Genomic DNA, 10,721 nt, shown 5'->3' with positions numbered 1-10,721 from the left:
CCGCAGGCTCCACGGTGAGATAGGCCACGTTCCGCCCGTCGAGTACGAGGCCAACCACTACATGGAATCCACGAAACCCCAGGCCAGAACCACAATCTGAGATCTCTACCGAACCCGGGGCGGTTCAAACAGAGGTGACACGCGCTCGGCGTTTCCGTCGCAGCGCAGGAGAGACACGCACGGCGAGCGCTGCGTGCGGTGCGTTGTCCGCCCGGTTACCCGCGGTTCGGCGCTCAACCTTCGATGAGAACGCTCAATCTTCACTGCGACAGGTCAGCTGGGCCTCCTCAATGGGGCCCGGCTTCCATGCATTGGATGCCCTCAGCCGGCCGGCGCCCGCAGAAGCCGGTCGCGTGTGCTCTCGGGCAGCACCCGCCGCAGGACCGGCGCGCTGGAGCTGAGGGAGTCGGCGAACGCGGCGACGAGGTCGTGCGGCACGCTGGCACCGAACGAAGCCGCCCACAGGTAGCCCGCGCCGGGCACCGGCTCGGCCCATGCCTGCCACCCGGCCAGGACCGCCTCGTCCGCCTCGGCCACCAGGGCGAGCGGGTCGGCGTCCTGAATGAGCGGCGGCACCTCACCGAGGCGGATGTGGGAGGTGAACGTCGGGTCCATCGCCCCCGCACCGGGCCGGTCGACGTTGCGCAGCCAACCGTGCGCCGTGACCGCGTCGAGGACCAGCTCGGGGCCGCCGAGCGGCACGGCGGGCTGATCCCGGGCGTCGAGCGCGGCGAGGAAGTCGGCGAGGACCTCCCCGGGGACATCGGGAGTGAAGTAGGCCGACCACCGGGCCAGCGGGCTGCTCGGATCGGTACGAGCGGAGACCTGCCAGGCGATCGGCAAGTTGCCCAGGTGGAACGGCTCGTCCGGCAGGACCCACTGCGCCCACCGCAGGGTGTCGGGGCTGATGTGAAGGACGGTGCTGCGCAGGACCTGACGGTCCTCCGCCGCCTCGTCCGGCTCCTGCCGGCCGCGGACGATCGTCAGACTCGTCCAGCCCAGGCCGGCGAGCGTGTCGGCGACGGCGTCGTACAGGCGCCCGTCGTCACCGGCCAGGTGCCGGGGACCGACCCAGTACGCGGACGGGACGCTGGCCGGGGCAGACGGGCCGAAAGGAAAGTCGGGATGCAGGGGCGCCTCCAAAAGCTTGTGGGTTTCTGCTTGCCGCCGACGGCGCGACGGCGCCTTGGACGGGAGCCTGCCGGGTCAGCTTTACGGTGGCCTCGGGTGGCAGATGACCGAGCCGCGTGTCCGCCTCCGGCCTTCGGCGAGGTGGACGACGGACCGTCCGAGGGCCTCCGGCTCGAGCCTCTGGTGTCACACCTGCCGAGAGGTCTCCAGCACGCGAGCGACGGCGGCGGCGACGATGTCGGCCGGCGTCTCGGTGTCGAAGGACATCTGGTAGCCGCGCACCTCGGCCGTACCGGTAACGGCGATCTTCCATCCCTCGCCCTCGGTGCCCGGGCGGCCGGACGGGAACCATCCGAGGTAGAAGGAGCCGTCCTTCGAGTTGACGTGCACGTCCGCGCGGTCGTCCACGACCAGGTGGAAATCGTCGGGGGAGAACTGATCCATCACGAGCGTGGGCTGGCCCGGGCCGAGCCGCCATTTACGCAACCGCAGGGCCTCGACGGTGGTGGAGAATCCGGGGCCCTGGGGTGCCGCAGTCACGGGCAATCACCTCTTTGACCTGGTGGTTTGCAAGAAGGTCGTCTACGTTGACATGTCCTCGCGTCCCGCGGCCAGTCATTCGCGGATCTTTGCTGTCTGCCCCCGGCGAACTGGAGTGCGGGCCACTCTTGTGAGGTCTCAAATCGCGTGGCCGAATTCCACGATCGGTGACCACTCCGTGGCCGGTCGGCCACGCTCCTAGCTGCCGTGGAGGGACGAACTGCACACGAAATCTGATTCGCGGATCAGACGGAGGCCCTTCTGCTGAGCCACGTGGCGCACGGCGGAGATGCTGGGGACGAAGTCCAGCGTGCGGCTGATCAGTGTCCCGAGCGTGTCCTCGGCGTGGTCCTTCAGGGAGACGACGGGGAGGTTCTGGGTGTCCCCGAAGGAGCGCTTGGAGAAGCGCGCCGTGAACTCCGCACGGGCGGCGGCAGCGTCCAGGCCGTGGAGAGCGGCCACCACCTCGCCAGCGAGGATCCGCTTGACCGCCATGGGGTGTGTGGTTCCCTCCTCCAGGCGCTTGGTGACCATGATGGGCCCAGGCAGCCAGGCAACGCCACGTAGCAGAACGCCCCACTGTTCCATCGCAGCAGCCTCCGGCCCGACGGCGGTGATGAGGGCCCGTGCGGTGGTCTGTTCTTCCGTCGCACGGGCCCACGCGGCAGGATCCTCCCATGAGAATTCTGGTCATGGGCGGAACGTGGTTCCTGGGTAAGCACATCGCAGAGGGCGCGCTGGCAAGGGGTTGGGCGGTCACCACCTTCAACCGGGGACGTTCCGGCCGTGACGTGGACGGCGTGGAACCGGTCCACGGCGACCGTACGAACCGTGTCGATCTCAACCGGCTTGCAGAGCAGGGGCCGTGGGACGCCGTGATCGACACATCGAGCTCCGACCTCCCGCCGCGGGATGTCCTCGCGGCCACCACCGCGCTGCGCCCGGCCGCCCGGCGCTGGGTGCACGTTTCCACCGTGTCCGTCTACGAGGGGTGGCCGCACCAGCCGCTCACCGACGCCTCGGCGCTGCTCGAATGCCCGCCGGATGCCGACGAGTCGTTCGGTTACACCGGGGCGGACGGCTCGCCCACCAAGTACGGCTTTCAGAAGGCCGGCGGGGAGCGCGCCGTGACGGAGGCGTTCGGCGACGCCGCGGTCTTCCTTCGTCCGGGAGTGATCCTGGGCCCGGGTGAGTACGTCGGCCGGCTGCCCTGGTGGCTGGAGCGCGCCAAGCGGGGCGGCCGTATTCTGGCCCCGGCCCCGGCCGAGCAGTGCATCCAGCCCGTCGACGTACGTGACGTTGCGGCGTTCGCCCTCGATCAGGCCGCCGGCTCGGCGAGCGGCGGCTTCAACGTCACGCACCCCAAGGGCATCACCTTCGGTGCCTTCCTGGAGGCATGCTTGTCCGAGACGGGCGGCGCCGGCGCGCCGGTCTGGGCCGATCCCGCGCTGCTGACCGAACAGGGCGTCAAGCAGTGGACAGAGCTGCCTCTGTGGCGCATCCATGCCGGAGTGTGGGCCGTCGACTCCAGCGCCGCCGTGGCGGCGGGGCTGGAGTGTCGTCCGATCACCGACACGGTCCGGGACACGTGGCGGTGGTGGGCGGCGGACGGGCGTCCCGTGGACCACCCGCGGTGGGCGGAGCACGGGATCGCCCCGGAGAAGGAGGCGAAGATCCTCGCCTCGCTGTGAATCAGCCCTCGATCGCCAGGAGACCCACGTGCGGGCCGAGGCGGTGCGGCGGGGACACGCGGTTGAACTCCTCGATCTGTTCCCGCAACGTCTTCGGCGTCTGCGCGCCGTGGTACTGGGGCCGGGCCAGGTGACGCCCGATGCGGGCCGTCCGCACGACGATGCCCGTTTTGCGCTGCTCCGCCGGCACACCCCACACCGGCGTCAGGGCCTCGGCTGCGCCCTCCAGGTCGTCGGCCAGGAGGCGTGCGTGCGCGAGGTCAGCGGCAGCGCCTGCCCGCACATGCGCCGACTGCTCCTCATGTGGCCGCTGCCCGAGGATCTCCAGGGCGCGTCGGGCGTCCGCTTCGGCCGTGGTGGCGTCGCCGATGAGCAGAGCGGTCGTGCTGGTGGACATCGCCAGCCGCTCGGGGGTGAATGCGAACTCCCCGCCCACCACGTCGTGCAAGTCGTCGCGGCGGTCATGTCCCGCCTCGGCGGAGAGTTGGATCGCGCGCCGGGTGGAGACCACGTCACCAAGATGGGCGTGCGCGCGGGCCTTGATGGCTTGCAGGCGCTGGTGCGCGATGTCGCCGAGCCCGCCGTAGGAGAGGGCGCGCGTGGCCTTGGCTACCGCGTCGGTCGCGTTGCCCGTGTGGTAGGCGATGTAGGCCAGGGTGCCGTCGGCGAACGCCTGGAGGGGCGTGAACCGGGTGGTCTCGCCGAACATGGCAGCCGTACGGGCGAGGCTGCGGGCGGACGAGAAGTACCCGAGGTCGAACGCGGCGACGGACAGCAGAGCGGCGGTCTGCCCGTTCAGGATCATCAGTTCCTGCTGCTGGACGGGGATCTGCGTGCGGTCTCGCTGGCCCTCGATCGTCAGGCGCAGCTTGTCGGCGGCCTCGTACACCTGCGCCGGCGGCATCTGGTGGTATGCCCGGGCCACGGTTGTCACCTGGTCGCGCAGCTCGTCGATGGTGTTGTCGGAGATGGACGCCGAAGCTGTCGCGTCGGCGCCCTCAAAGGCTTCTTCTGCGGTCATTCGAACTCGCTCTTCCAGGTCGTACGCGGGTGCCTGGGGATCGTCCTGCGGCGGTGGCCCGAACAGCTGAGCAGCTGTGTAACCAGGCCACATCGCCTCAAGGATCTGACGCGTTTCAGGGCCGGGCAGCGTCACTAACTTCCCGCCCGTCCACCGCCGGAACTGCGTCTCGCCACAAGTCGGGTTGTTGGGACTGTGCCCGAAGAGCCGCACCCCGTACTCGGTGAACTTCTCCTCGAACAGGCGGTAGGAAAGTCCGTCCCGAGCGCACAGCCACGCCAGCAGTGTTCTCGGCTCAGTCCTCATTCCGCCCCCAGTCTGCGGCGCCGCAGTCGGCCGGCTTGCGAATCGATCCCTTCTCAGGAAGGGGATACCGCCGTCGCCCTCCACGGCAAGCACGCCCGCGCAGAAGCCACTTCGAGGCTACCCAAAGGCCACGTGTGTCGCCCGGAAGTGGCGTAGAGGCCACGTTGCAGGCCATGGCGAGGCCACGCGGGTCGGGTGAACCCTGATCGCCAACCCTCGCTGAGAGTGCATGTCCGAGCACAACCCAGGGAGTTACCCCATGCCGCCCAAAGACGCCGGCACTAGCCTGTTGGACGCACCCCCACTACGTCAGGTCGGGAATGACGTCCTGCCGGCCTTCGGAATGGCGATGCGCTCTGCGCCGTCGAGCGTAGAGGTTGCTCGACGCGTCACCCAGGCGTGGGTGCGCTGCTACTGCCGGATGCCGAAAGACCAGGTCGAATCCATCCTGGTCGTGGTGTCGGAACTGTGCACCAACGCGGTCCTCCACGGCCGGCATCCGTCCTTCGACCTCCGCTGCTGGATGCCGACGCCCAGCGAGCTGCGCCTTGAAATCCGCGACGGCTCACCGTCAGCCGTTCCGGAGCCGCAGCATGTCGGGCCCGAGTCGGAGAGCGGCCGTGGCTTGCTCCTCGTGGACCTCCTCGTGTCCGAGCTGGGAGGCAGCTGGGGCTTCACCTCTGACGGCACCTGCGCCTGGTTCCGCCTCGGCCTCGGGGAGGAGCGATGACGGCTCCCGCCCCCGTCCAGCGCTGGACGCGCCCAGTGGGGCCCTGGAGGCCGCCGCTGGACCAGGCGGCGATGGAAAGGGTGCTGGAGAAGGTACGCCAGTGGCAGCCGTTCGACGGTGACGCGCTCTTGGACGATGTGGCGGCCGTACTGGACGAGTACGCCCCGGACGAGGAGAGCGTGGGCGAGATCGCGCTGCGGCTGCGCGGCCACCTGATGCGCCTGGTGAACATCGCCATCGCCGCAGAAGCCGAGCAGCGCGACAAGAGCGCAGCGCAGCTCATCGAGCGGGCTCGCGCACTGCGCTGCGAGGAGCTGCCGGGCGACCACTGGAGGACCGTCGGGCACTTGCGCCGGATGGGCTGGACCGCGAACGAGCTGTTTGAACGGCTCGTCGCGACGAAGTGCCTCAAGGAGGCGGCGTGATCGCTCCCCTGCTCCCCTTCAGCCCACACCCCGGACCGACGAGAGAGAAGAACCTTTTAGTGCGCACCCCGACCGAGTCTTCCCTGATCCCCTACATCACGCAGCGGAAGGGTGAGGAGGCCGGGCCGGACAACCTCTTCCTCCGCGAGTACGCCAAGGACCGCTTCCGGCTGCACTACCGGGACGAAGTCCCCGAGGACCGCGACCTGCGAGGCGTGCTGTGGGCGCGCTGCTCCTTCAACCCGCTAGATGAGCGCGGCCGGCCAACGGGGGAACCGCAGTGGAAGCTGATGCACCCCTACCGGCAGAGGATGACGATGCAGATGCTGCGCTGCCAGGTCTGCACGGAGCGCGCACGCACCCCGCTGGGGTTCATCTTCCTCGCCGGTCCCCGGGACGTGGAGCCCGACGCGCTGCGAGTCCTGACGAACCAGCCGCCGGTGTGCGCCCGGCACGCTCGCAGTGCCGCCCGGCTCTGCCCGCACATGGAGGGCAACCCCATGGTCTTCCTCGCGCAGAGCGCCCCCATGTACGGGGTGATCGGCACCTTGTACGGCTACGGGGAGAACGGCGTCCAGGTCATGGCACAGCCCCACGACCCGCTGCCATATGGGCACCAGAACCTGCCCACGTTCCTCGCCTCGCAGTTGGTGCGTCGGCTGGGGACCTTCGAGGTCGTGGACCTGGACGAGCTGCTGCGCGAGCTGGCGGCACCGGCCGCATGGCCAGCAGCACCCCTACGCGTGAACAGCATGCCTCGGCCTGTCCCAAGCAGTCAGGCCGGCCCTGCCCCGTTGCAGCTTCTCCGAGGAGGCACCTCATGATTCCGCACGTTGTCATTACCTGGGTCACCACACGCGGCGGCGCAGAGTGACCCGAGGCCGTTCAGGAAGGCAAGACCGCGTCGAGGTAGTCCTGCACCGGCTCGAACAGTCCGTACGGCACGTACTGCGGGATCTCGCCATGGGTGACCCAGGCAAGCTCGGCCAGTTCCTCGGTGTCCGCAACATGAGCGGTGCCGCCCAGCACTTCGCAGGCCGTGTACGACATCAGCCGGCCCGTCTTCGGGTGGACCCGTTCGCCCAGCAGCTTCACGGCGGCCACGTCCAGGCCCGTCTCCTCCTGGGTCTCCCGCACGGCGGCGTCCTCGCGGGTCTCGCCGGGCTCGATCTCTCCGGCCGGGAACTGCCAGGAGAGCTGACCTTCGCTGACCCGGCGGCGCACCATGAGCACGCGCCCCTCGTGGACGACGATGGCCGCGGCAATACCTGGCCGCTCGTCCGTGTTCTGCTGCGTCACGTCTGTTCCTCCAGGACAGCCAGGACGGGCGGGAAGATCGTATCGACGGGAATGAAGCGGGACACCACGTTTCTGGGCACCCACATGACGTCGATGTTCTCGGCTGCGTCGCTGTTGGTGGCCTCGCCCGCCAGGTACTCGCACAGGAAGTATGCGCACAGCACGCCGGTCACGGGGTGGAGCCGGTTCCCGAGGTGCTGCCGGACCGCGCAGTGGACGCCCGTCTCGTCCAGGGTCTCCCGCACGGTGGTGGTCTCCGCCTTGCCGCCCGGCTTGATGACCCCCGCCGGGAACTGCCACGTGATTCCAGCAGCGTCGTCGTCCCGCCGGCACACCAGCAGGACGTCGCTGTCGCGGATGACCACGGCGATGGCCACACGGAGTGCCTGCGCGCCGGCGGGCGCCGACTCCGCTGAGGCCCGGCCCTTCGCCAGCAGGAGCGCGAAGCGCTGCCGTGCCGCGTCGGAAGCCTGTTCGTGGGCGGTGTCGAGGAGTTGCTGCATCTCCCTGCGAGGCACGACGTTCTCGTCGGCGTGCCAAGTGGCCACTGTCCTCACGCCGATGCCCAGTTTCGCGGCGAACTGCTCGTTGCTGAGGCGTAGGGCGGACTGCAGCAGGCAGGCGTACTGGCCGGTCCAGCGCTCGATCACGTCCATGAAGCCGCTCCCCCCTCGCCGCCGCTATTGGTGCAGGAACCCGTGCGCTGAAAGTGCACTCCCACTGCACTGGCGCTTCATGGCCGCGCGCGGAGAGCCCCGGAAGAATCACCGTCACCAGGGCCGAGGAATCGCCCGACAGAGGCTGAGTCCCTGGGAGGCGTGTCGAGGCGCGAAGGCGTCCGGATGACCACGAGGAGATTGTAGGTGCGTATGCCCGATGGATAGCAGGCACAGGGAAGTTGGCTGAATCGGGTCTCTCAGTTTGGCGGGTCGGCGGCATCGCCTGAATGTTCATCCATCTGGGGCCTTGTTCGCTTGTCCGAACCGTCTGGTCGGCGCCGGTAACCTCAGCGAGTGACGGCTGATTGCCCGCCATGTTCGTTTGACAGCAAGGCGAAAGGAAGTCAATGGCCGAGGTTCAGGCACCCAATGTCGAGCGCACGCTCGTCCTGCTCAAGCCCGATGCGCTGGCGCGTGGCCTGGCAGGAAGGATCATCGCTCGATTCGAGGACGCCGCACTGAAGATCGTCGGCACCAAGATGAAGTGGATGGACGAGGAGTTCACCCGCCGACACTATTTCGATCTTGAGGAACGGCTGGGCTCGGAGGTCTACAACTTCACAGCGACGTTCATGCAGCAGGGGCCGGTCATCGCCCTGGTGCTGGAGGGTTTCGACGCCATCGCCACCGTCCGCAAGATCGTCGGGAGCACGTACCCGAATCAGGCTCCGGCCGGCACGGTGCGGGGCGACTTCTCGCACTACAGCGCCGCGGCCAGTATCGCCTCGGGCAAGGCGGTCGCGAACCTCGTGCACGCCTCCGGCAACGCGGAGGAGGCCAAGCAGGAGGTGGAGCTGTGGTTCGACAAGGGCGAGCTGCAGGACTACAAGACGCTGGCCGAGATCTACACGTACTAGCGGCGGATCACGGCGTCACCGCGGGGGCGCCGGGGCGTTGATCACCACTGGGGCACGACCGTCCGATCCGAGAGGGCACCATGACCAACCCGACCCGCCTGGCCTCCACCGACGAACTTGAGTCGATCTTCCAGCGTGAGCTGGTGACCGACCGGTGGGCGGCCACCGAGACCGCGTACGCCCTGGCAGTGCGCCACCGCGACCTGGGCGACTGGTCCGCGTCGCGCGAATGGGCCCAGCAGTGCCTGCGTCTGCTGGAGGGATTCCCCAGCGAGACGGAGGAGCAGGTCGCCACCGGTCGCACGTCGGTGGGAGGGGTCCAGCTGCCGACCTACCTGCACTCGGGTGTTGTCCAGGAGCGCTTCGGCACCCTCGACTGACATCCACAGACCAGCTGGGTGATGCGGCCGGCACCCGCACCGGCCGCATCACCCCACGTTCGACCACCAATCCCATAGCGATCGCCCGACCGGACAGTCCCACGCACGACAGGGTCCGGCTGGCTTCGCCATGCCTGAAACGAGGAGGCACCAGCCCCGTGGCCGTCGAGATCGAGATGCGCGCCCGCTTCCTCAAGGAAGTCCACGACCAACTCGTCACCCGTCTGAAGGCGGACGGGGAGGACCTGGGCCCCGACGACAAACACATCTACTTCTACGTGCTCCCCGACCAGCTCTTGAAGGTCACGGACAACACCACCGCCGGAACGGCCAAGATCACCCTCAAGGGGAGCAAGATCGGGCAGGGCACCGCCTTCGCGGAGACCGAGTTCCCCATCGCCCGCGACGACGTCCCGGCCGCGGTGAAGGTGTTCAACGCCCTCGGCTTCGAGACGGCAATGCATGAAGCGTTCAACCTCCGTCACAACTACCGCTTCGACGGCGTGGAGATCGCGGTCAAGTGGAGCGAGGCGTGGGGCTACCACGCCGAGTTCGAGGTCCTGTTGGAGGACAACGCCTCGGACGCCGCCCGCGCCGAGGCGGAGGCCAGGATCGCGGACGTCGCCACGGAGCTCGGGGTGACCTTGATGACGGAGCAGGAGCTGGCCGACTTCACGGCCGCCTTCGAGGCCGCCGAGAAGGAGCGCAAGGAGCGCGAACAGCAGACCGCGCCGATCCGGTAGGGAACATCCCGCGGAGACCACCAAGGGGGTGGGCACGAATGAGCACGACCCCGTTGACCGCAAGTCTGATCGACCTGGCTGCCCAAGGGCAGCTCCCGCTTCACCAGCACATGGACCACGCCACCATCGCGTGGATCAACGACCACAGGCCCGACCTGCCGGCTGCACCGCAGCCGGCCTTGAGCCCGCAGTCGAAGGAACTCCTCGTGCACAACGGGCTGCCCACCCGGTGGTGGGCGGACCCCCGCCTGTACACGTCGCTCCACGGCGTCCGGCACGCCATGAGGACGGCGGCGCTGGCCGCCGTCCTCGCCGAGGCGAACGGCCTGGACGACGCCGACACCGCCACGGCTGTTCTCGCCGCCGCCGTCCACGACTGCCAACGGCGCCACGACAAGGACGACCGCGGCCATGGCGCCCGTGCGGCCATCTGGCTCGCCGCGAACGCCGACACCGTCTGGGGCCACTTCGGCCTCACCGCGACACCGCGGCGGATCGTGCAGGCGACCACCGCCATCCGCCTGCACGACGTGCCGTACGAGGCGTTCACCGCCGATGACCAGGCCGACCACGCCCGGGCCGAACGCATCACCGACGTGGTCAAGGCAGCCGATGCCCTGGACCGCTACCGCCTGCCGAAACTGAAGTGGTGGCCGGACGCCGAGTACATCCGCGAGCCCGCCTTCCACCAGCTGCGCAGTCTCGCCTTCGACCTGGTCCTGATCTCCGAGCGGGCGTACCTCGCCGGGGCCGGCGGCGCCGCGGCCGTTCGCTACGCGCTCGCCGAGAAGGGCCTGGTCTGACGATGGACTTCCTCGACGCCTACCACCTGTGGGCCGACGCTCACGCCTTCTTCGACTCCACCCTCATCCCCAGCCC

Annotated in this window: 14 protein-coding genes; 8 read left to right on the top strand and 6 right to left on the bottom strand. The window is 68.9% G+C overall.

The window, feature by feature from the left end; translation table 11 throughout:
* Window positions 1-321 precede the first annotated feature (321 nt).
* The 3 genes from C1I97_RS22570 to C1I97_RS22560 form a co-directional block, all read right to left on the bottom strand.
* On the bottom strand, window positions 322-1,143 hold the full coding sequence (locus C1I97_RS22570; RefSeq protein ID WP_111005023.1) for a DUF317 domain-containing protein: 822 nt from the start codon (window positions 1,141-1,143) through the stop codon (window positions 322-324).
* A gap of 174 nt (window positions 1,144-1,317) precedes the next feature.
* The gene (locus C1I97_RS22565; RefSeq protein ID WP_111005022.1) at window positions 1,318-1,671 is read right to left on the bottom strand and encodes a DUF317 domain-containing protein; all 354 of its coding nucleotides are present in this window, start codon (window positions 1,669-1,671) and stop codon (window positions 1,318-1,320) included.
* Between the two features lie 198 nt (window positions 1,672-1,869).
* Entirely contained in the window at window positions 1,870-2,205 is a 336-nt protein-coding gene (locus tag C1I97_RS22560) for a hypothetical protein (protein WP_258382690.1), read from the bottom strand.
* 143 nt (window positions 2,206-2,348) lie between these two features.
* Here C1I97_RS22560 and C1I97_RS22555 point away from each other — a divergent pair, with 143 nt between their 5' ends.
* Complete coding sequence (locus tag C1I97_RS22555; RefSeq protein WP_111005021.1) at window positions 2,349-3,362, top strand: NAD-dependent epimerase/dehydratase family protein; 1,014 nt, start codon at window positions 2,349-2,351, stop codon at window positions 3,360-3,362.
* A gap of 1 nt (window position 3,363) precedes the next feature.
* On the opposite strand, the gene C1I97_RS22550 is transcribed toward C1I97_RS22555, so the two are convergent.
* Entirely contained in the window at window positions 3,364-4,383 is a 1,020-nt protein-coding gene (locus tag C1I97_RS22550) for a DNA-binding protein (RefSeq protein WP_111005020.1), read from the bottom strand.
* A 565-nt stretch (window positions 4,384-4,948) separates the two neighbouring features.
* On the opposite strand from C1I97_RS22550, the gene C1I97_RS22545 reads away from it, so the two are divergent.
* From C1I97_RS22545 to C1I97_RS22535, 3 genes are read left to right on the top strand one after another with little or no spacing between them, the layout of a single operon-like run.
* Window positions 4,949-5,419, top strand: a complete 471-nt coding sequence (locus tag C1I97_RS22545) for an ATP-binding protein (RefSeq protein WP_181446860.1) — start codon at window positions 4,949-4,951, stop codon at window positions 5,417-5,419.
* Complete coding sequence (locus C1I97_RS22540) at window positions 5,416-5,844, top strand: DUF6415 family natural product biosynthesis protein (protein ID WP_220040848.1); 429 nt, start codon at window positions 5,416-5,418, stop codon at window positions 5,842-5,844. The genes C1I97_RS22545 and C1I97_RS22540 overlap by 4 nt, the downstream gene beginning before the upstream one ends.
* A gap of 59 nt (window positions 5,845-5,903) precedes the next feature.
* A complete protein-coding gene (locus C1I97_RS22535; RefSeq protein WP_258382689.1) occupies window positions 5,904-6,668 on the top strand; it encodes a hypothetical protein in 765 nt (254 codons plus the stop codon).
* A gap of 61 nt (window positions 6,669-6,729) precedes the next feature.
* Here the strand turns inward: C1I97_RS22535 and C1I97_RS22530 are convergent, their stop codons facing one another.
* Both C1I97_RS22530 and C1I97_RS22525 read right to left on the bottom strand, forming a co-directional pair.
* Window positions 6,730-7,143, bottom strand: coding sequence for an NUDIX hydrolase (locus C1I97_RS22530; protein WP_111005017.1), 414 nt, complete (start codon window positions 7,141-7,143; stop codon window positions 6,730-6,732).
* Window positions 7,140-7,799 carry an NUDIX hydrolase gene (locus C1I97_RS22525; protein WP_111005016.1) on the bottom strand — a complete coding sequence of 220 codons (660 nt, stop codon included), beginning with the start codon at window positions 7,797-7,799 and terminating at the stop codon, window positions 7,140-7,142. Before C1I97_RS22525 ends, C1I97_RS22530 begins: the two co-directional genes overlap by 4 nt.
* 410 nt (window positions 7,800-8,209) lie before the next feature.
* Between C1I97_RS22525 and C1I97_RS22520 the strand changes: the two genes are divergently transcribed.
* The 4 genes from C1I97_RS22520 (at window position 8,210) to C1I97_RS22505 (ending at window position 10,645) form a co-directional block, all read left to right on the top strand.
* Window positions 8,210-8,719, top strand: coding sequence for a nucleoside-diphosphate kinase (locus tag C1I97_RS22520; RefSeq protein ID WP_111005015.1), 510 nt, complete (start codon window positions 8,210-8,212; stop codon window positions 8,717-8,719).
* 80 nt (window positions 8,720-8,799) lie between these two features.
* Window positions 8,800-9,099: a hypothetical protein gene (locus tag C1I97_RS22515; RefSeq protein WP_111005014.1), complete on the top strand. Its 300-nt coding sequence runs from the start codon at window positions 8,800-8,802 to the stop codon at window positions 9,097-9,099.
* 158 nt (window positions 9,100-9,257) lie between these two features.
* On the top strand, window positions 9,258-9,842 hold the full coding sequence (locus tag C1I97_RS22510; RefSeq protein WP_111005013.1) for a hypothetical protein: 585 nt from the start codon (window positions 9,258-9,260) through the stop codon (window positions 9,840-9,842).
* Window positions 9,843-9,880: 38 nt separating this feature from the next.
* The gene (locus C1I97_RS22505) at window positions 9,881-10,645 is read left to right on the top strand and encodes a hypothetical protein (protein ID WP_111005012.1); all 765 of its coding nucleotides are present in this window, start codon (window positions 9,881-9,883) and stop codon (window positions 10,643-10,645) included.
* Window positions 10,646-10,721: the final 76 nt, after the last annotated feature.

The organism is Streptomyces sp. NTH33, assembly GCF_003236365.1.
Taxonomy (GTDB): domain Bacteria; phylum Actinomycetota; class Actinomycetes; order Streptomycetales; family Streptomycetaceae; genus Streptomyces.
This window is presented reverse-complemented; position numbering and strand designations above follow the sequence as displayed.